This is a genomic window from Pseudomonas marginalis (assembly GCF_900105325.1).
GTDB lineage: Bacteria > Pseudomonadota > Gammaproteobacteria > Pseudomonadales > Pseudomonadaceae > Aquipseudomonas > Aquipseudomonas marginalis.
In genome coordinates this window covers 2,775,766-2,795,496 of record NZ_FNSU01000003.1, presented here as the reverse complement: position 1 = coordinate 2,795,496, position 19,731 = coordinate 2,775,766, and the positions used below count along the sequence as shown (strand labels likewise).

Annotated in this window: 21 protein-coding genes, 1 tRNA gene and 2 pseudogenes; 8 read left to right on the top strand and 16 right to left on the bottom strand. The window is 59.6% G+C overall.

Annotated features, from left to right (window positions below; genetic code table 11):
* Positions 1–6 precede the first annotated feature (6 nt).
* On the top strand, positions 7–2,151 hold the full coding sequence (locus BLW22_RS22095) for a 3-hydroxyacyl-CoA dehydrogenase NAD-binding domain-containing protein (RefSeq protein WP_074847475.1): 2,145 nt from the start codon (positions 7–9) through the stop codon (positions 2,149–2,151).
* 94 nt (positions 2,152–2,245) lie between these two features.
* A complete protein-coding gene (locus BLW22_RS22090) occupies positions 2,246–2,971 on the top strand; it encodes an amidotransferase (protein WP_027603645.1) in 726 nt (241 codons plus the stop codon).
* Here BLW22_RS22090 and BLW22_RS22085 read toward each other — a convergent pair.
* The 3 genes from BLW22_RS22085 to BLW22_RS22075 form a co-directional block, all read right to left on the bottom strand.
* Positions 2,968–3,939, bottom strand: a complete 972-nt coding sequence (locus BLW22_RS22085; RefSeq protein ID WP_027603646.1) for a magnesium and cobalt transport protein CorA — start codon at positions 3,937–3,939, stop codon at positions 2,968–2,970. The two genes, BLW22_RS22090 and BLW22_RS22085, sit on opposite strands and share 4 nt — an antisense overlap.
* A 143-nt stretch (positions 3,940–4,082) precedes the next feature.
* On the bottom strand, positions 4,083–4,805 hold the full coding sequence (locus BLW22_RS22080; RefSeq protein ID WP_074847474.1) for a lysophospholipid acyltransferase family protein: 723 nt from the start codon (positions 4,803–4,805) through the stop codon (positions 4,083–4,085).
* 212 nt (positions 4,806–5,017) lie between these two features.
* Positions 5,018–5,710, bottom strand: coding sequence for a crotonase/enoyl-CoA hydratase family protein (locus BLW22_RS22075; protein WP_065924808.1), 693 nt, complete (start codon positions 5,708–5,710; stop codon positions 5,018–5,020).
* Positions 5,711–6,046: 336 nt separating this feature from the next.
* Here BLW22_RS22075 and BLW22_RS22070 point away from each other — a divergent pair.
* From BLW22_RS22070 to BLW22_RS22060, 3 genes are all read left to right on the top strand, one after another.
* Positions 6,047–6,136, top strand: a tRNA-Ser gene (locus tag BLW22_RS22070).
* 177 nt (positions 6,137–6,313) lie between these two features.
* Positions 6,314–6,547, top strand: coding sequence for a DUF4160 domain-containing protein (locus BLW22_RS22065; protein ID WP_074847473.1), 234 nt, complete (start codon positions 6,314–6,316; stop codon positions 6,545–6,547).
* A 3-nt stretch (positions 6,548–6,550) separates the two neighbouring features.
* Positions 6,551–7,009 carry a DUF2442 domain-containing protein gene (locus BLW22_RS22060; RefSeq protein WP_074847472.1) on the top strand — a complete coding sequence of 153 codons (459 nt, stop codon included), beginning with the start codon at positions 6,551–6,553 and terminating at the stop codon, positions 7,007–7,009.
* 50 nt (positions 7,010–7,059) lie between these two features.
* Here BLW22_RS22060 and BLW22_RS22055 read toward each other — a convergent pair whose 3' ends face one another.
* The 6 genes and pseudogenes from BLW22_RS22055 to BLW22_RS22030 form a co-directional block, all read right to left on the bottom strand.
* The gene (locus BLW22_RS22055) at positions 7,060–8,100 is read right to left on the bottom strand and encodes a DMT family transporter (RefSeq protein ID WP_074847471.1); all 1,041 of its coding nucleotides are present in this window, start codon (positions 8,098–8,100) and stop codon (positions 7,060–7,062) included.
* A 62-nt stretch (positions 8,101–8,162) separates the two neighbouring features.
* Complete coding sequence (locus tag BLW22_RS22050; protein ID WP_074847470.1) at positions 8,163–8,498, bottom strand: hypothetical protein; 336 nt, start codon at positions 8,496–8,498, stop codon at positions 8,163–8,165.
* Positions 8,499–8,589: 91 nt separating this feature from the next.
* Positions 8,590–9,167: pseudogene (locus BLW22_RS22045) on the bottom strand (DUF4337 domain-containing protein).
* Positions 9,168–9,221: 54 nt separating this feature from the next.
* Positions 9,222–9,587 (bottom strand): DUF2784 domain-containing protein, encoded by a 366-nt coding sequence (locus BLW22_RS22040; protein ID WP_065924798.1) that lies wholly within the window; start codon positions 9,585–9,587, stop codon positions 9,222–9,224.
* A 49-nt stretch (positions 9,588–9,636) separates the two neighbouring features.
* The gene (locus BLW22_RS22035) at positions 9,637–9,963 is read right to left on the bottom strand and encodes a helix-turn-helix domain-containing protein (RefSeq protein ID WP_065924797.1); all 327 of its coding nucleotides are present in this window, start codon (positions 9,961–9,963) and stop codon (positions 9,637–9,639) included.
* Positions 9,947–10,198 (bottom strand): annotated as a pseudogene (locus BLW22_RS22030) (type II toxin-antitoxin system RelE family toxin); the annotation flags it as partial. The pseudogene BLW22_RS22030 and the gene BLW22_RS22035, both read right to left, overlap by 17 nt.
* Positions 10,199–10,457: 259 nt before the next feature.
* Here BLW22_RS22030 and BLW22_RS22025 point away from each other — a divergent pair.
* On the top strand, positions 10,458–11,147 hold the full coding sequence (locus BLW22_RS22025) for an HAD-IA family hydrolase (RefSeq protein ID WP_053132697.1): 690 nt from the start codon (positions 10,458–10,460) through the stop codon (positions 11,145–11,147).
* Positions 11,148–11,195: 48 nt separating this feature from the next.
* Here BLW22_RS22025 and BLW22_RS22020 read toward each other — a convergent pair whose 3' ends face one another.
* Positions 11,196–11,942: a 3-oxoacyl-ACP reductase family protein gene (locus BLW22_RS22020; RefSeq protein ID WP_027603657.1), complete on the bottom strand. Its 747-nt coding sequence runs from the start codon at positions 11,940–11,942 to the stop codon at positions 11,196–11,198.
* Between the two features lie 126 nt (positions 11,943–12,068).
* On the opposite strand from BLW22_RS22020, the gene BLW22_RS22015 reads away from it, so the two are divergent.
* Positions 12,069–12,992, top strand: a complete 924-nt coding sequence (locus BLW22_RS22015; RefSeq protein ID WP_074847468.1) for a LysR family transcriptional regulator — start codon at positions 12,069–12,071, stop codon at positions 12,990–12,992.
* 13 nt (positions 12,993–13,005) lie between these two features.
* Here BLW22_RS22015 and BLW22_RS22010 read toward each other — a convergent pair whose 3' ends face one another.
* The 3 genes from BLW22_RS22010 to BLW22_RS22000 form a co-directional block, all read right to left on the bottom strand.
* Positions 13,006–13,734 carry an aspartate/glutamate racemase family protein gene (locus BLW22_RS22010; protein ID WP_074847467.1) on the bottom strand — a complete coding sequence of 243 codons (729 nt, stop codon included), beginning with the start codon at positions 13,732–13,734 and terminating at the stop codon, positions 13,006–13,008.
* 13 nt (positions 13,735–13,747) lie between these two features.
* A complete protein-coding gene (locus tag BLW22_RS22005; protein ID WP_074847466.1) occupies positions 13,748–15,277 on the bottom strand; it encodes an NCS1 family nucleobase:cation symporter-1 in 1,530 nt (509 codons plus the stop codon).
* Positions 15,278–15,851: 574 nt separating this feature from the next.
* Positions 15,852–16,586, bottom strand: a complete 735-nt coding sequence (locus tag BLW22_RS22000; protein ID WP_027603661.1) for a phosphoadenylyl-sulfate reductase — start codon at positions 16,584–16,586, stop codon at positions 15,852–15,854.
* A gap of 151 nt (positions 16,587–16,737) precedes the next feature.
* On the opposite strand from BLW22_RS22000, the gene thrH reads away from it, so the two are divergent.
* Complete coding sequence (gene thrH / locus BLW22_RS21995; RefSeq protein ID WP_065924794.1) at positions 16,738–17,355, top strand: bifunctional phosphoserine phosphatase/homoserine phosphotransferase ThrH; 618 nt, start codon at positions 16,738–16,740, stop codon at positions 17,353–17,355.
* A 77-nt stretch (positions 17,356–17,432) separates the two neighbouring features.
* Here thrH and BLW22_RS21990 read toward each other — a convergent pair whose 3' ends face one another.
* The 3 genes from BLW22_RS21990 to pabB form a co-directional block, all read right to left on the bottom strand.
* Positions 17,433–17,789, bottom strand: a complete 357-nt coding sequence (locus tag BLW22_RS21990) for a helix-turn-helix domain-containing protein (protein WP_065924793.1) — start codon at positions 17,787–17,789, stop codon at positions 17,433–17,435.
* Positions 17,789–18,091, bottom strand: a complete 303-nt coding sequence (locus BLW22_RS21985) for a type II toxin-antitoxin system HigB family toxin (protein WP_065924792.1) — start codon at positions 18,089–18,091, stop codon at positions 17,789–17,791. The genes BLW22_RS21990 and BLW22_RS21985 overlap by 1 nt, the downstream gene beginning before the upstream one ends.
* Before the next feature lie 229 nt (positions 18,092–18,320).
* Positions 18,321–19,664 (bottom strand): aminodeoxychorismate synthase component I, encoded by a 1,344-nt coding sequence (gene pabB, locus BLW22_RS21980; protein ID WP_074847465.1) that lies wholly within the window; start codon positions 19,662–19,664, stop codon positions 18,321–18,323.
* Between the last annotated feature and the right edge of the window lie 67 nt (positions 19,665–19,731).

Below are 19,731 nucleotides of genomic sequence, written 5' to 3'. Positions count from 1 at the left end.
GTTGTCATGACCGATGCCATTCGTTACGAAAAAGGCCAGGACCAGATCGTGGTGCTGACCCTCGACATGCCCGGCCAGAGCGCCAACACCATGAACGCCGCGTACCGTGAGGCAATGGCGGCCACCGTCGCACGCCTGCAGGCGGAAAAGGACGACATTGCCGGCGTGGTTATCACCTCGGCGAAGAAGACCTTTTTCGCGGGCGGCGACCTCAATGAACTGATCAAGGTCGACAAGGCCCACGCCCAGGATTTCTACGACAGCGTCCTGGTGTTGAAGGCGCAACTGCGCAGCCTGGAAACCCTCGGCAGGCCGGTGGTGGCCGCCGTCAATGGCGCAGCCCTCGGCGGCGGTTTGGAGATCTGCCTGGCGTGTCACTACCGCGTCGTGCTGGATGACAAGTCGGTGCAACTCGGTTTGCCGGAGGTCACCCTTGGCCTGCTGCCAGGCGGCGGTGGCGTGGTGAGGATGGTGCGCATGCTTGGGCTGGAAAAGGCCTTGCCGTATTTGCTCGAAGGCAAGAAAGTCCGGCCCCAGCAAGCGCAGCAAGCCGGGTTGGTCGATGAGCTGGCGGCGGATCGCACTGAGCTGCTGGCCAAATCCCGCGCATGGATTCTCGCCAATCCGCAGGCCAGGCAGCCGTGGGACAACAAGGCCTATCAGATTCCCGGTGGTACGCCGTCTCACCCGAAAGTGGCGCAAATGCTCGCCATCGCACCGTCGATTTTGCGCAGCAAAACCAACGGCTGCTTTCCGGCCCCGGAGAAAATCCTCTGCGCCGCCGTGGAAGGCGCGCAGGTGGATTTCGATACCGCACATGTGATTGAAACCCGCTACTTCACCGAATTGGTCACCGGGCAGGTGGCGAAAAACATGATGGGCACCTTCTGGTTCCAACTCAATGAAATCAACGCCGGCAGCTCGCGGCCTCAGGGCTTTGCACCTTACGTGACGCGTAAGGTCGGGGTGCTCGGCGCCGGGATGATGGGCGCAGGCATCGCCTATGTCAGCGCCTGCGCCGGTATCGATGTGGTGCTCAAGGACATCAACCTGACGGCCGCCGAGAAGGGCAAGGCGCATTCGACGGCGCTGTTGGACAAGAAGGTCAGCCGTGGGCAATTGACCTCTGAGCAGCGCGAAACCACCCTCGCGCGGATTCATCCTACGGCTTCGGATGCTGATCTGGCCGGCTGTGACCTGATCATCGAGGCCGTGTTCGAAGACCGTGAACTCAAGGCCAAGGTCTCGGCTGCCGCACACAATGTGGTCGGCGCCGACGCGGTGATCGCCTCCAACACGTCTACCTTGCCCATCAGCGGCCTGGCCACGGCGGTGCCGGATCAAGGCAAGTTCATCGGCCTGCATTTCTTCAGCCCGGTGGACAAGATGCCCCTGGTGGAAATCATCAAGGGCGCCCGCACTTCGGACGAAACCCTGGCCCGGGGGTTCGATTTCGTCCTGCAAATCAAGAAAACTCCGATCGTGGTCAACGACAGTCGCGGGTTCTTCACCTCGCGGGTGTTCGGCACCTTCACCCATGAAGGCATCGCCATGCTCGGCGAAGGCGTGGCTGCGCCGATGATCGAGACCGAGGCGCGCAAGGCGGGTATGCCGGTGGGGCCGCTGGCGGTGTCCGATGAAGTGTCCCTCAGCCTGATGAGCCATATCCGACAGCAGGCTGCCAAGGATCTGCAGGTTGAAGGTAAAACAGTCCCAAGCCATCCGGCCACGGTGGTAATTGATCTGTTGGTGAACGAGTACAAACGCGCGGGCAAGGCGGCGGGGGGAGGTTTCTACGAGTACCCGGCGGGCGGGCAGAAGCATTTGTGGCCTGAATTGAAAGCGCGCTTTGAGCGAGCCGACCAGCGCATTTCAGCGCAGGATGTGCGCGACCGTTTGCTGTTTATCCAGGCCATCGAGACCGTGCGCTGCGTGGAGGAGGGCGTGTTGATGTCCACCGCGGATGCCAACGTGGGGTCGATCTTCGGGATCGGTTTTGCCGCCTGGAGTGGTGGCGCGTTGCAGTTTATCAACCAGTACGGCCTCAATGACTTCATCGCCCGCGCCCGCTACCTGGCCGAACAGTATGGGGAGCGGTTCTCGCCGCCGGCGTTGTTGCTCGACAAAGCGGCGCAGAACACGACCTTCTGACGGTTTTGGGCCTGTACAGGGCTTGCCTTGTCAGGGTATTTCAAGGCAGGCTCTGGGGTGTGCATTATTCCCATCACCGTGTCAGGTATTTTTTATGTCGCTACGCGTCTGTATCCTGGAAACCGATATCCTGCGTCCAGGCTTGATCGATCAATACCAAGGCTACGGGCAGATGTTCAAGCGCCTGTTCTCCAAGCAGCCGATTGCCGCCGAATTCGTTGTGTACAACGTGGTGCAGGGCGAATACCCGTCGGACGACGAAGTGTTCGACGCCTACCTGGTGACCGGCAGCAAGGCCGATTCCTTCGGCACCGACCCCTGGATCCAGACCCTCAAGACCTACCTGCTCGAACGCTATGAGCGCGGCGACAAGTTGCTGGGCATCTGCTTCGGCCATCAATTGCTCGCGCTGCTGCTGGGCGGCAAGGCCGAGCGCGCCGGCCAGGGCTGGGGCATGGGCATTCACGATTACAAACTGGATACGAAGGCGCCGTGGATGAGCCCTGAAGTGCCAGAGTTGACGCTATTGATCAGCCACCAGGACCAGGTCACCACCTTGCCGGACAATGCCACGGTCATCGCCTCCAGCGAGTTTTGCCCGTTCGCCGCCTATCACATCGGCGACCAGGTGCTGTGCTTCCAGGGGCACCCGGAATTTATCCATGATTATTCCCGCGAGTTGCTGGAGATTCTTCAGACGACCCTGGGTGAAAAAGTCTACACAAACGGCGTGGCCAGCCTGGCGCGCGACCACCACGGCGTGACCGTGGCGGAATGGATGATGCGCTTCGTGGCGCACAAGCCTGAGGCCCGGGTTTAAAGCCAGCCCGAGCGCTTGAAACTGGCCCACAAGCCCGTGCAACCGAACGCAATAAACCCGAGCACAGCAAAATAGCCGTAGTGCCATTGCAGCTCGGGCATGTTCTGGAAGTTCATCCCATAAATCCCCGCCACCGCGGTGGGGAACGCCAGGATCGCCGCCCACGCGGCAAACTTGCGCTGCACCACGCTCTGGCGCGACGCTTCGAGCAATACACCGATCTCGATGGTCTGGCTGGCGATATCGCGCAGGGTGGTGAGGTCTTCCATTTGCCGCGTGACGTGGATCTGCACGTCACGGAAATACGGGCGCATGTTCTTGTCGATAAACGGGAAGCTCAGCTTCTGCAGTTCCTGGCTGATCTCCACCATCGGCGCCACATAGCGCTTGAGTCGCAGCACGTCGCGGCGCAGGCCATGGATCTTCTGGATATCGCGCTCGCTCAGCGAGCTGCATAGCACGTTGTGCTCCAGTTCATCGATCTCGGCGTGGATCGCCTCGCTGACCGGCTGGTAGTTCTCGGTGACAAAATCCAGCAGGGCATAGAGTACGAAATCTTCCCCATGCTCCAGCAATAACGGCCGAGCCTCACAGCGTTGCCGAACAAAGCCGTAGGACGCCGAATGGCCGTTACGCGCAGTGATGATGTAGCCGTTGCCGGCGAAGATATGGGTCTCGATAAACTCCAGCTTGCCGTTCTCGCGCACCGGTGAATAGGTGACGATAAACAGTGCGTCGCCGAAGGTTTCCAGCTTGGGGCGGCTGTGTTTTTCCAGGGCATCTTCGATGGCCAGTTCATGCAGGTTGAACTGGCGTTGCAGGTTGGCCAGCTCCTGCGCGTTGGGCTCTTCCAGGCCGATCCACACAAAATGCCCGGGTTTGGCGGCCCAGGCCGCGCCTTCGTCGAGGGTGATATCAGTGACTTTCTTTCCGGCGCTGTACACGGCGGCCGCAACAACTCTACCCATGGTGCTGATCACTTCTTATTAGGAGGACAGGTGTTGGGCAGCTTAGCTTGAATGGCGTTCCATTGTTGCTGTTGCAGGCATGTGCTTTTTGTGGCGAGCACGCCTGTTTGCGTCGGCGCACGAAGCACCCGTAAACAAGGGGTTCAGGCAGATTGCACGTCGCGATCCATCGCAGCGATGCACTCATCCATCTGCGCCTGACAGGTCTGCATCAACTGCGGGATGTCATCCGAAGTCAGGCCCGCAGTAGGAACCGGCGGCAACGAACGTATGAGCACATCACCGCTGTTCCAGCGATTGAGCTTCATATGGGTGACGTAATTGCTGACACACACCGGCACGATGGGCACGCCAGCGGCGATGGCCATATGAAACGCGCCTTTCTTGAACGGCAACAGGCCTTTGCCCAGGTTGCGCGTGCCTTCCGGAAACACCCAGATCGACGTGTCCTGATGCTGCAACGTATGAGTGGTGGTGAGCATCGCGCGACGTGCCTTGTGCGCATTGCCGCGGTCGATCAGCACATTGCCCGCCAGCCAGAACAACTGACCGAACAGCGGTACCCATTTCAGGCTCTTTTTGGCGATACACACGGTGCGATGGGGCACCACGGTGCCCAGCACAAACAGGTCATAGTTGGACTGGTGGTTGGCGATGATCACACACGTACCAGGCTTGTTGCGCAGGGAGTCGACATCGGTCTTCACCTTCAGGCGCAGGATCCACATGGCTGGCAGCGCATAGAGACGCGCGCACAAGCGGCTGTTGTCCGGGTTGAACGGCCGGCAGGTCCCGAGCAGCACGCCCAGTACACCGGCCACCATAAAGTGCAGGCCCATCAATAACATGCGTAACAGAAAAAGCATCGACACGGCCCATCGGGATAAAAGGTGGCGCAGTGTACGGATGTGCACTGAGTTCGGCAATTACCCGTAAAGAGGTAGGAGATAGGCGATGTTTAAGCACATGTTTCAACATGTGCCGATATAGGCAGGCTAGAGCGGCTAAAGATGTTTCGGATTCATTTGTACGAAAAAGCCCGACGCAAGGTCGGGCTTCGATGTTTCGGTTGTAGGGCTTAACTCAGGATATGCCCCTGATCCTGGATGATTGCCTCATCCAACGCCTCCAGCAGCGCCTTACGCACCTTCAGCTTGGTGTGCTTATGGGCGTTCATATTCAGCTTCTTCAACTGACGTGCCGCTTCCAGCGCCGCCGCCTGCAGCTCTTCAGGTGCCACCACCTTGTCGAGGAAACCGGCCTGCAATGCGCCTTGCGGGTCAAACATCTCGGCATTGATCACCGACCGATGAAACGCCGACTTACGCAGACGGTCCCGCGCCAGCTCGATACCGGCGTGGTGCATGGTCATGCCGATCGCCACCTCATTCAGGCCAATGCTGAACGGGCCTTCCACCCCAATCCGATAATCCGCCGACAACAACAGGAACGCGCCCTTGGCCACCGCATGCCCAGGGCACGCCACAATCACCGGGAACGGGTGCGACAACAGGCGACGCGCCAACGTCGAGCCCGACGTCACCAGGCCGATGGCTTCTTTAGGGCCGGCTGTCATTACCTTCAAGTCATAACCACCCGACAGGATCCCCGGCGTGCCGGTGATGATCACCACCGCCCGATCTTTCTCGGCCTGGTCCAGCGCTGTATTAAACGCACTGACCACATCCGGAGAAATGGCATTCACCTTGCCGTTGCTCAGGGTCAGGGTCGCGATACCGTCTTCGAGGTGGTAAGCAATCAACTCACTCATGACGCGGTTCCTTGTAGGATTTGTTATAGAGAGGCTGTTTATAAAGGCGCATGCGCAGACGTTACCCACCACGCCCGCCCCGGTAAAGCGCTGTGACTGACTACCCAGTCAGACTTTCCCCGCAAGGAGAGCGCCGGAAGGCCTGGGGAAGGGCGCAACACCGACCCCAGACCCAGGCCGCCCATGCCCAAGAATGGCAGAATCACCACCCCTTGTCGGGCGACTACCGGCATAGCCGTCTAACCGCATGAAAATTCTGAAAAAAACCTTTGCCATCAGAAAGGCTTTCGACTACATTAGCGCGCCTCGACAGACTGAACTGGTTTGACGAGATACGGTGAAGTGTCCGAGTGGCTTAAGGAGCACGCCTGGAAAGTGTGTATACAAGAAATTGTATCGAGAGTTCGAATCTCTCCTTCACCGCCAAATTTGATGTAAACAAAACCCCTGGTTTCGAAAGAACCCAGGGGTTTTGTGATTTCAGGGGTTTGAAAAACTAACCTCCACAGATCTTCGCGGTCTGGAGGTATGGCTAAAAATTTCAGTTTGATGTTCTAATAGGCCGGTTATGCTAGGGAGAAAATTTCTCTAGCATCTGATTACGTGGCTACCTTACACGCTGAACGAAACTGGAAAATAAAAATCTATCCTGACGATCACGCGCCGCCGCACTTTCACGTGCAGACGCCGGATGGTGAGTCGCTGGTTCAGATAGAAGGGCTTGTCGTGCTCGGTATAGGTGCCGAAACGAAAGCTTTGAAAGCCGCCCTGCTTTGGGCAAAAGCCCATATCGCTGATCTCAAGCGCGTATGGGATGAACAAAACCGGAGGAACTGACTTATGGCCAGCAAGCTTCGCATCTCTGCTGTGCAACCAGTTGCCGGCAAGCATGCCTTAGAGATCGAGTGGCACAACGGTAAGCGGCACACCGTTGATCTCACTGATCATATAAATAATTTCTCGGTCCTCGAGCCTCTCTTGGATTTGGCGTTATTCGGCCAGGCCCAAGTAGGTGAGTGGGGGTTTGATGTGGCATGGGGCAGTGACCTCGAAGTGTCGGCCGTTACGTTGCATCGTCTGGCATTGGAGCAGTCTGGTGAGGTCATGCTGACGCAGGATTTCAGAAAGTGGATGCTCACCAACAATTTGTCTCTTTCTGCGGCGGCGGTAGAACTCGGCTTCTCGCGCAGGACTATCACGGCGTATAGCAGCGGTGCTGCCTTGATTCCCAAGCACGTAGGGTTGGCGTGTAAGGGATGGGAATATGAGCATAAAGGTCACGCAGGTCATCACGCTTGAATGGCCTGTATGTCAAAAGAAGGGCGGCCTATAGCGCCGCCCTAATACATTCAATGCCGATGCCGATGATGCACATCCGGAAAATGCGCATGGCTGTGCCTCAGCGGACTGTGCACATGCCCATGGCTATGGGGTTCCGCCGAATCCCACTCAAACCCGTGCTCATGCTGATGATGTTCATCATGCACATGCCGATGCCCGTGTTCCGTCGCGTCATGCTGATGTTCATGGGCATGCCGTTCCGTCAGGTGCGGCCAAACCCCCACGGCCATCAACGCTGAGGCAATCCAGAACGCCAGCGTCACTGACTCACCCAACAACAGCACCGCAATCGCAGCACCTAGGAACGGCGCGGTGGAAAAATAGGCTCCCGTGCGTGCGCTGCCCAGTCCGCGCAACGCCAGCACGAACATCACCAGGCTGATGCCATAGCCCAGAAAACCCACCAGCAAGATAGGCGCAAGCTGCGCCATGCCCGGGATCTGCGCCCCGAGATAAAGCGCCAACCCGCCATTCACCAGCCCCGCAATCAACCCCTTGGCCCCGGCGATAAACAGCGCGTCCGACGCAGACACCTTGCGTGTCAGATTGTTATCAATCCCCCAGCACAGGCACGCCACGGCAACTGCCAGCGGCCCCGTCCAGTCATGGCTTGTGCCACCGCCGTCGGCCCCCGACAACAGCACGCCGCCCAGCACGATGGCGATCATCCCCAGGACGATGCGACGGTCGGCGTTTTCCCTGAACACGACCCAGGCGATAACGGCGGTCAGCACCGATTCCAGGTTGAGCATCAGGGAGGCGGTGGCGCCAGCGGTGCGGGTCAGGCCGAACATCAACGCGACGGGCCCGAGGATGCCGCCGAATGCGATGGCGCCGAGTAGCCAGGGCCATTCCGAAGGGGTTAGCCCGGAGGGTTTCCAGCCGCGATCACGAATAACGCGCACACCAGCGAGGCCGACGCCACTGCCAAGATAGAGCAGGCCGGCGAGCAGCACGGGCGAGAGGCCCAGGCCGAGGTGTTTGGCGAGCGGGGTGCTGGCGCCGAACAGGGCGGCGGCGGCGAGTGCATAGAGGATACTGAGGTTCATGGGCCATCCTCGAAAGGTTGGCCCATGATACGTCGCGGGCTCAGTTGAAAGCCCGAGCGATTTTACTGCGCGGTTTTCAGCTTGATCACATCACCGGAAATCTTGGTGGTGTAACCGCTGAGCACCCAGGCCCAGAACCAGTTTTCCTGCACTTGGGTGTTGATCAGCGCATCGCCGCCTTTTGCCTTGATGGCGGCGTCCTGGGCGCGCACGAAACGGCTGTTCTGGCCGATCGGGATCACGCCGAACAGCATGATGCCGGTGGCGCTGGCTTCGCTGTGACCCAGCACGGTGTACTGGCTGCTGTCGTATTGCGGGGTTTTGATGGCGGTGCCGGTGCAACCTGCGAGGGTGAAACCGAGAACGGCTGCTGCAACCACTTTACTGATGTACTTCACTGGGAAACTCCATGGACTAAAGCCCGAGATTCAATTCTCGGGGGCTGCACTTTAATCGCCCCGGCAAGGGATTGAAATCAATCTTCCCCTGTCAGATATGCAACCACGCCAGGCTACCTAACACCACCGCCACACCCGCCGCCGCATAGGACATGCGCTTCAACCATTCCCTTCTCGTCAACAACGTAATCGCCGCCAGCGAAATCGCGATCTGAATCGCGGTCATCGCCTGGGCCCAACGATGGTGCTGGTGCAGGGCCTGCTCGGATTTTTCATCCCATTCCTTTGAGGTCGCCTCCAGTTTCTCCGCTTGCTTGCGTACCTCTTCCTTCTGGCTTTTGTAGCGCTCGATCTCATCCTTGTAATGGGCGGCATCCACACCGGGAATATGGGTCGCGAGTTCCGCCAGGTTCTGCCGGCTGGACTTGGCCTGGTAGTAGTTCCACTGGTTGGCGGCTTCGGTCTTGATGATGGCCGCGTTGTTCTTGTCCATCGCCGCTTCGCTCTCGGTGGAGCCGGCCTGGTAGCTGAGCATGGCGCCAAGGGTGGCCATCAGTGCGGTCATGACGGCGATGCGACTGGCGAAACTGTCGCCGTGGACGTGGGCGTGTTCGGTGGTGTGTTCGAGGTGTTTTTCGTGGGGCTGGGGACTTCGAAGGCTTCGGACATGGTGGCGCCGGTGAAGGGACTGAGGGAGTCTGATTCTTCACCAGTGAAGCTGTCTCAAGCCTGTACGTAACGCCGGATCAAGCGCACATACACCGCAATATTGATCGCCAGCACCAATGCGCCCAGGCCCAGCTGGATCTGTGGCGTCAGCCCGGCCGGGTAGATCAGTGTGAGGATGTAATGCTCGATAAACCCACCGCCATAACCGTCCTGCCCGGCGAGGTGGCGGAACAGGTTTTCCCAGCGGGTCAGCGGGCAGGGCAGGTGGAACACTTCGACCGCCACGCCCCACGCAGCGGCGGGCAAGTGCAGCCAGATAACCGGGCGCCATTTCAGCGCCAGCAGCCCACCAAACAGTACGAACAGGATGAAGCACAGGTGGAACAGCACGAGGCTGTCTGCGGCTAGACGATAGAGCATGTTTGGTTTCGCTTTTAGGTGACTGAAGGCGCGGACTGTCCCGTTGAGGCTATAGCTCCAGTTGACCGGGGTTGATGCCAAATGCCTTGGCAATCTTTTCCCGCGTCGTCCGGCGAGGTTTGTTCACCGCCTCTTGCTGGGCAAATGCGGATTGAGAAATGCCCAGGCGTTGGGCGACTTCTTCCTGGGTCAGGTTCAGGTGTTCGCGCCAGGCTCGGATCGGAGTGGCTCCATCTACCAGGCGGCTGACCACCGCGTGGGGAATGAGGTTTGGATCGTTCTGCCGGGCCAGATAGTGTTCATAAGGGATCACCACGAAGGCTGGCTTGCCCTCCGTATTGTGGATGATCTGTATGGCAGTAGGTTCGCTCGTCACGTTTCTTGACCTCTTGAATGCTGACTACCTGGATATTGCCGTCCCAGTCGAAAAGGACTCGGTAATGACCCACCCTTAATCGGTAACCGTGGGGGTGGTTGACCAACGCCTTGACGTTGACTGCCTCGGGCATGCGTTCAAGCGAGAAGACGGCATCGCGTACTTGTTGCTGATGATACGAATGCAATCGAAGCAATTGCTTGACGGCTTTTCGGGTCCAGTGGATTGAGTTCATCAGAGGTTAATAAGTCTTTTATAAGGTTTGCAAGGGGTATTTTTCAAAGGAGAGCTATCGGCCGAACGCTCTGTTCCTACAAACCCTAGACGGCCGCATCGCAGGCGGGCGGGTAAAACTGTTGCCCGGTATGAATCACTGATCGCACACAGACTGCAGTCCTGTGCCGACTCAATACCTGGCCGCGAAGGTTGCTTGCAGGTAACCCAGGCCGTTATTGTGCTGAATCCATTTAGTCCTTCTTCCAGGGTTTGTAGTGATGAATGCACCGCGTACCGCAGTCGGTCCGATCAAGGCCGTGATTTTCGATATGGACGGGTTATTGCTGGATACGGAAGGCATCTACACCGAAGTCACGCAGATCATCGCTGAACGCTACGGCCGAACCTACGACTGGGGCATCAAGCAGCACATCATCGGGCGCGGCGCCCAGGATTTGGCCGACTATGTGGTCAAGGCGCTGGACCTGCCGATTACCCCGGCTGAATTCCTCGAAATTCGCGAACCGCTGATGAGCGAGCGCTTTCCCAAGGCCTTGGGCATGCCTGGCGCGGAAGCTCTGGTGCGGCACTTGAAGGCGCACAACATTCCGATTGCCGTGGGCACCAGTTCGTCGCGCAATTCGTTTGGCCACAAAACCACCTTGCACCGCGAGTGGTTTGGTTTGTTCGACACCATCGTCACCGCTGACGACCCGGAAGTCGGTGCCGCCAAGCCGGCGCCGGACATCTTCCTCACCGCTGCACGCCGCTTGGGCGTTGCCCCGGAGGATTGCCTGGTGTTCGAGGATTCGCCGTTTGGTGTAACGGCTGCGAAGGCCGCCCATATGACCGCCATCGCCGTCCCCGATGAAGCCATGGCCGACAGCAAGTACCAGCATGCCGACCAGATCATCCGCAAGCTTGCGGACTTCGACCTGGCGGCCTATGGCCTGCCCCCCATCTCCTGAACCAACAAGGTCAACAGGTGGGAGGGGGCAAGCCGCTCCCACATTGGGTTATGCGCTGAAGCCACCATCGATAGTCAGGCTGGCACCGGTGATATACCCCGCTTCCGGCCCGGCCAGATATGCCACGAAACTGGCAATCTCTTCCACGTGCCCGTAACGGCCCACCGCCATCAACCCGATCAGGCTCTCGGCAAAATCACTGTTTGCCGGGTTCATATCGGTGTCCACCGGCCCAGGTTGCACGTTGTTGATGGTGATGCCGCGCGGCCCCAGGTCCCGCGCCAAACCCTTGGTCAAACCGACCAGCGCCGCCTTGCTCATTGCGTACGGGCCACCACCGCCAAACGGCATGCGCTCGGCATTGGTGCTGCCGATGTTGATCACCCGGCCACCTTCACCCATATGCCTGGCGGCTTCCTGGGTGGCGATAAACACGCTGCGCACGTTGATCGCCAGGGTCTGGTCGAAGTCTTCCAGCTTGAAGTCTTCCAGCGGTGCAATGGCCAGCACGCCGGCGTTATTCACCAGGATGTCCAGGCGGCCGAAGGCTTCCACGGTGGCGTTGACCGCGTTGCGGATCGCAGTGGCATCGGCGCTGTCGGCGTGGATCGCCAGGGCTTTGCCGCCTTCGCTGATCACGCTGTGCTGCAGGGCTTCAGCCTTGGCGGCCGAGCTGACGTAGGTAAAGGCAACGGCTGCACCCTGTGCTGCCAGGCGCTTGACGATGGCGGCGCCGATGCCGCGGGAACCGCCTTGGATCAAGGCGACTTTGCCGCTGAGGTTGTGTGTGGTCATGTCGATCTCCTGGTCATTCAAGGCGCAATGCCCTGTTGTTGGAGCCGAGTATCGACCTCGCTCGCCGCTGCCGGTAGACCGTGATTGCTATAGTCTGTGTAAACCAAAAGTTTAGAGTGTGGCGTTATGGAAAGCTTTGGCAGTATCGAATGCTTTGTGCGCAGCGCCGAAGGCGGCAGCTTTGCCGAGGCGGCCCGGCACCTGAGCCTGACCCCGGCGGCGGTCGGCAAAAGCGTCGCCAAGCTGGAGGTGCGCCTCGGCGTGCGGCTGTTCCAGCGCAGCACCCGGCGTCTGGCCCTGACCGAAGCCGGCAAGTTGTTCCTGGCCGAAGTCAGCGGCAGCCTCACCACCATCCAGAATGCCGTGGCTAACCTGGCCAGCGCCGAAGGCCGGCCGGTGGGCACGCTCAAGGTCAGCATGGGCACCGTGTTTGGCAATCGCTACGTGGTGCCGTTGCTGGGGGCGTTCATGGCGCGCTTTCCGGATATCAGCCCGGACTGGCATTTCGATAACCGCCAGGTGGACCTGATCGGCCAGGGCTTCGATGCCGCCATCGGCGGCGGTTTTGAGCTGCCCCAAGGCGTGGTGGCGCGCAAGTTGACGCCGGCGCATCGGGTGCTGGTGGCTTCACCGGCTTACCTGGCGCAACGCCCACCGGTGCGCGAGCCCGAAGACTTGTCGCGGTGCAACGGTATCCTGATCCGCTCACCGCAAACCGGGCGTATCCGTTCCTGGCAGTTGACCAGTGTCGAACGTGAACACCGCCCGCTGGTGCTCAAGCCCGGCATGACCATGAGCGACTCCGAAGCAGCCTGCTGCGCCAGTGCCCAAGGCCTGGGGATTGCGCTGGTGAGCATGCCCATGGCCGTGCCGTTCCTCGACAGCGGCGAGGTGGTAAGGGTGTTGCCCGACTGGTACGTCGACGACGGCAATATTTCCATCTACTACGCCGAGCACAAACTGCTGCCCGGCAAGACCCGGGCGTTTGTGGATTTCATCATCGAGCAGTTTGCCGAGAAGAAGCTGGGCCAGAGGTTCAGCGCAATCTGAAACCAGGTGCCGGTCAGCGGCCGAACCGAGTTGGCCAGCCAATCACCTGCTTCGGTCGAGGCGTCGCGTAAGTGCGGATCTTCGACGCCGACAACCCCAGCCGCACCAGGGATTCGGCGATGGTCACCGCCGCCGTCACCCCATCCACCACCGGCACCCCGGTGCGCTGGCGAATCTGCTCATCCAGCCCGGCCATGCCGCCGCAACCCAGGCAGATCACTTCGGCCTTGTCCTCGCGGATGGCCAGTTCCGCCTGGCGCACGATGGCTTCCATGGCGGCCAGCGGGTCTTCCTCCAGTTCCAGCACCGCCATGCCGCTGGCGCGCACCGAGGCGCAGCGCTGGTACAGGCCGGCGAGTTTCAGGCGGTCTTCGATCAGCGGCACGGTGCGGTCCAGGGTGGTGACCACGGAGTAGGCGTGGCCCAGGAACATTGCGGTGCTGGCCGCCGCTTCGGTGATGTCCACCACCGGCACATTCAGCAACTCCTGCAAGCCTTCCCGGCCGTGCTCGCCGTAGCCGGCCTGGATCACCGCATCGAACGGTTGGTCGTAGGCCATCACCCGGTCCATCACGGCGATGGCGGCCAGGTAGCTTTCAAAGTTGCCCTCCACCGATTCCGCGCCGAAGTAGGGCGTGAGCCCGACAATCTCGGTGCCCGGCGAGGCCACGGACCGCGCCTGTTGAGCGATGGTTTCAGTGATGGATTCGGTGGTGTTGACGTTGACCACGAGGATACGCATGGAAGGTCCTTACTCAGTGACTGACGTTATCGACGGCAATGCTTTCGCCGCTGACATCGGCGTAGAACGGCTGGCGCTTGGCGATCAGCAGGTACAGCAACCCTGCAATACCGGCGCCAAACAACCAGGAAAACGGCGAGACGCTGGCAAATCCCGGCAACAGCGCCAGCAGGATGGCGATCACGGCTGCAGGAATAAACGCCGCCACTGCACGCATATTCACCCCACGGCTGTAGTAATAAACGCCATTCGGGTTTTCGCTATACAGCTGCGGTACGTCCACCTGGCTTTTACGAATCAGCCAGTAATCGACCATGATCACCCCGTACAGCGGCCCCAGCAGCGCGCCCAGGCCGGAGAGGAAATACACGATCACCAGTGGGCTGTTGTAGAGGTTCCACGGCAGGATCAGCACGGCCACGGTGGCGCTGATCAAGCCGGCACGGCGGAAGTTCAGGTATTTGGGTGCCAGGTTGCTCAGCACAAAGGCCGGCGCGACGAAGTTGGCCATGATGTTCACCGCCACGGTCACGATCAGGAACGCCAGGCAGCCCAGCACGAGAAAGAAGGTATTGGGGATGGCTGCAATGATTTCAGTCGGGCTTTCGATCACCCGGCCATTGAGCTGGAACTGTCCGCCACAGAGCAGCACGGTGATTGCGGCAAACACCAGGATATTCACCGGCAAGCCCCAGAAGTTGCCGACCAGGATGGTCTTGCGGCACGGCGAAGAGCGTGCGAAGTCGCAGAAGTTGAGGATCAGCGTGCCGTAGATCGCCAGCCACAACGCGCCACCGGCAAAGATATTGCGCCACATCTCGCCGCCGCTCAGCGGTTCGCGGATCGACCAGGCGATGTTGCCGCCAGCCTGGAAGTACATCCAACCGGCAAGCGCCGCCACCGTCATCAGAATCACCGGCCCGGCGAAGCCTTCATAACGGCGCACCATCTCCATGCCATAGGCCAGGATCACCAGTTGCACGAACCAGATCGCCACAAAACACGCCCAACCCAGGGTGGATAACCCCAGGATCGAGTTGTGGTCATAGTCGGCAAAGCCCGGGTGAATCGCCGTCAGCAGCACGCGGAAAACCACCGACGCCAGGTAGGTCTGGATACCAAACCACGCAATCGCAATCACCGCACGGATCAACGCCGGGATCTGCGCACCGTGAATGCCGAAACTGATGCGGCTGATCACCGGAAACGGCACGCCGGTCTTCTGGCCCATATACCCCGACAAGTTCATGAAGAAGTACACCAGCGCCGCGCCGATGCCCAGGGACAACAGGATCTGCCAGCCGCCCAGGCCCAGCGCATACAGGCCGATGGCGAACGAATAGTTGGCGATGTTGTGCACGTCATTGGTCCAGAGCGCGAAGATGCTGTAGCGCCCCCAGCGTCGGCCTTCGACCTTGGTGGGCGCCAGGTCCTTGTTGTGCAGGCGCGGGCTGAGCACCAGGGGGCCGGGGCTTGCGGCGTCCGGGTTCAGGGTGGAGGAGGGCAGATCCAGTGCGATGTTATTCGAGAGGCTTGTACGCATTCCGGCAGGCTCCGGCACATCTGCCGAGGCGCTGCAGATGGCAAAGTGTATGTAGGTTTTGTATTTATTGTATACAAGGCGTATTTCACCTTAAGCCACATGCGTGCCAGCTTTGGATCTATGAAAGTCCTGGGTAATTTCGTTTTTATAGGTTAGTTAAATAACTGGCTGAATTTGAAGAAATATAAATTGACCGATTGAACAGCTATTTATTTTTGCGTTGTCAGCCTGTGATTCACCAGGCCAACCGAGGGGAGGGGGGAGGTGTTACGTTATGGTGCGGCTGAAGAAAAATTGCACACATAAATGGCACCGATGGTTACATCTATGTGTACATCTCTAACACTCAACCCAAAACAAAATGAGGGAGGGGGCTTGCCCTAATACCAGTCAGTTAAGCGTACATCGCCTCCTGTAGGAGCGAGCTTGCTCGCGAAAAACGTCAACGATAACGCGTGCTTCCTGAATGAACGCGGCGCCTGTGAGTTTTTCGCGAGCAAGCTCGCTCCTACAAAAAGCCTCAACTGACTAGCATCAGGGCAAGCTCCCTCCCACATTTTTTACAGCATCAACTTCAAGCCTTGCTGATGATATTCCCGGCATGCAGCCCGCATTCCTTCTGCGTGGCTTCTTCCCACCACCAGCGTCCTTCGCGCTCGTGCTGGTTCGGCAGCACAGGACGGGTGCACGGCTCACAGCCGATGCTGATAAAGCCGCGCTCATGCAGGCTGTTGTACGGCAGCTCCAGCATGCGGATGTAACCCCAGATCTCCTCGCTGGTCATCTGCGCCAGCGGGTTGAACTTGTACAGGGTACGTTCCGGGGTGGAGAAGGCGGTGTCGATTTCCAGCGCCGCCACCTGGCTGCGGGTGCCGGGGCTCTGGTCGCGGCGTTGGCCGGTGGCCCAGGCGCTGACGCCGGAAAGCTTGCGGCGCAGCGGCTCGATCTTGCGCACGCCGCAGCATTCGCCATGGCCGTCCTTGTAGAAGCTGAACAGGCCTTTCTCCTTGACGAAGGGTTCCAGCTTGCTCTGGTCCGGAGAGATCAGTTCGATGTCGATCTTGTAGAAGTCGCGCACCTGCTCGATAAACCGGTAGGTCTCCGGGTGCAGGCGACCGGTGTCGAGGCTGAACACCTTGACGTTCTTGTTCAGCTTCCAGGCCATGTCCACCAGCACCACATCCTCGGCGCCGCTGAAGGAAATCCACAGGTCATCACCGAACTGGCTGAACGCCAGCTTGAGAATGTCCTGGGCAGACTTGTTGGCATAAGTCGTGGCGAGTTCAACGACGTCGAAGGCTTGGTTCATCAGGACGGTTCCTACAGGTCAATGGCGCTGAGCGCTCTATAGGGGAGCGATGGTATCAAAATCCGCCCTGCGTTGCGGCGGCGGGCTTGAATCGCTAGAGTTCGGCAGTCCTTTTGCTCGCTCAACTAACAACATCTAATGGGAGTGTCTTGTGGAAATTGCCTGTCTCGACCTGGAAGGGGTGCTGGTGCCGGAAATCTGGATCGCCTTCGCCGAAAAAACCGGTATTGAATCCCTGCGGGCCACCACCCGTGACATTCCCGACTACGACGTGCTGATGAAGCAGCGCCTGCGCATCCTCGACGAACACGGGCTCAAGCTCGCCGACATCCAGGAAGTGATCGCCACCCTCAAGCCGCTGGACGGTGCCATCGAGTTCGTCAACTGGCTGCGCGAGCGCTTCCAGGTGGTGATCCTGTCCGACACCTTCTACGAATTCTCCCAGCCGCTGATGCGCCAGCTGGGTTTCCCGACCTTGTTGTGCCACCGTCTCATCACCGACGAAAACGACCGCGTGGTCAGCTACCAACTGCGCCAGAAAGACCCCAAGCGCCAGTCGGTATTGGCGTTCAAGACCCTCTACTACCGCGTGATCGCTGCGGGCGACTCCTACAACGACACCACCATGTTGGGCGAGGCCGACCGCGGGATTCTGTTCCATGCGCCGGACAATGTGATCCGCGAATTCCCGCAATTCCCGGCGGTGCATACGTTTGAAGATTTGAAGAAAGAGTTCATCAGGGCGTCGAATCGGCCGTTGAGCCTGTAATTTCTTTCGGTTCGGCTGATGGCCCTATCGGGGGCTTGCTCCCGATGGGGAAAGTAGCGCCACTACCCATGTTTCTGTCAGCTCCCTGCAAGCAACCGCTCATAAGGAATACTCAAGCCTTCATGCAGCCGCTTGATCATCGACAGGCTCAGCTTGCGCTTGTGGTTCAGCACTTCGGATACACGTCCGCTGGTGCCGATAAATGGCTCCAGGTCGCGGGCAGTCATGCCCAGTTGCTCCATGCGAAATTTAATGGCTTCCACCGGATCAGAAGGTGGTATTGGGTAATGTTCGGCTTCGTACTTCTCAATGAGTACTGCAAGAATTTCCAGCTCATCGCCTTCAGTCGAGCCGATGTCCGCTCCCCAGAGCTGCTGTACCCGCGCGAGTGCAGCAGTGAGGTCTTCCTCGGAGTGTATGGGTTTGATGTTCATTACACGGTCTCCGCGTTGATCTGGTCGTACTGCGCATGAGTCCCTACGAACCGTATGAACCCAAGCTGTCGCTGGTAATCGATCGCCATGATCACTCGATATTTGTTGCCGCCCACGTTGAATACAACCCTGCCACCTTTGAGAATGCTCGCGGTCCTGAGCGCTGCCTTGAGTGCTTGTGGCGTCGGGTAAATGGCCTTTTCCATATGCCGATACAATTCAATAAGCGGCGCTTTTGCATCGATATAGGCGGGTTGGTTTTCCCAGAATATTCGTAAGGTCGATAGAGCGATTATCCGCATCGCTGCAACCTCCCAATTTGGGAGATGATAGGCGCGGTTGAGAGGGGCCGCAATCTCGGAAATATTTCCTGACGGGTAGGCAGTCGCTTCATGTGATCCTTCACAGACGGCGGGCGGACGGTTGAAGCCGGACGCTATCCTCCGACGTTCAACTGCGTCTACTGTGGGTCTGATTCAGGTTTTTTCTACTGCTTGGCTCTGTGTCTGAGAGCCAGGAAGGAGCTGCGCGCTACAGGTTTTCCAGCGTTTGTAACAACACCCGTACCTTCGTCAGTGACTCCTGATACTCCGCTTCCCACTGCGAATCCGCCACGATCCCACCGCCGCCCCAGCAACACACCTGGCCATCCTTGACCAGCAAACTGCGGATGGCGATGGAGCTGTCCATCTCGCCGCGCACATCCAGGTACACCAGCGAACCGCAGTACAACCCACGGCGTGTGGGCTCCAGTTCGTCGATGATCTGCATCGCGCGGATCTTCGGCGCGCCGGTGATCGAACCGCCGGGGAAGCTGCCGACGATCAGGTCGAGGGCGTCTTTGTCGTCGGCCAATGTGCCGGTCACGCTACTGACCAGGTGATGCACGTTGGGGTAGCTTTCCAGGCTGAACAGTTCCGGCACGTTTACCGAGCCAGTGCGGCAGGTGCGGCCGAGGTCGTTGCGCAGCAGGTCGACGATCATCAGGTTCTCGGCGCGGTCCTTGGGGCTGGCCAGCAGTTCGGCGGCATTCGCCGCGTCTTCTTCCGGCGTAAGGCCGCGGGGGCGGGTGCCTTTGATCGGGCGGGTCTCGACGTGGCGCTCGCTGATGCGCACGAAACGCTCCGGTGACAGGCTCAGCACCGCGCCGTCGTCCGGCAGGCTCTGGAACCCGGAAAATGGCGTCGGGCAGGCTTCGCGCAACGCGCAGTAGGCGGCCCAGGGATCGCCCAGGCACGGCGCGCGGAAACGCTGGGCGAAGTTGACCTGGTAGCAGTCGCCCGCCTGGATGTAATCCTGGATCCGCACGATGGCTTGGCGGTAGGCCTCGGCGCTGAGGTCGGGGGCCATCGGGCCCTGGAGTTTGAACGTCGCAGAGGTGTCGACAGCCCCCTGGCTGAACAACGCGATCAGCCGTTGCCGTTCGCTGTCTGCCAGCGAGGGATGAAACACCAGCTGGCTGGCCTGCGCCTGGTGGTCACTGATCAGCGCCCAGGCATACAGCCCGAAGCGCGCGTCCGGCAGGTGCAGGTCATCCACCGCCAGGTGCGGCATGTGTTCCAGGTGCCGGCCGAAGTCGTAGCTCAGGTAGCCGATCAAGCCGCCGGCGAACGGCAACTGCAAACCGGCTGGAATTGCGGCTTCACCCAATCGCGTCAGGTTTTCCCGTAAGCGATGCAGGAAAGCAGCGCCGCTTTCGTCAGGCGCTACCGTCAAGGTTGCTTCGGGCCAGGCGCTGAGCAAATCGTAACGCCCACGCTCGGCCGCCGGGCGGCCGCTGTCGAGCAGGACCGCGCCGGGAGCGTGGCGAATCGCCGCAAAATACTCGGCGGGGTTGGCCCGGTAGGGCAATGGGTGTACGGAGCAGGTCAACATGCGGGGTTGGATCAGCCAATGGCGCGGGGGGAGAGGGATTGTAGTCCCCCGTAGGATTTGCTCCTAG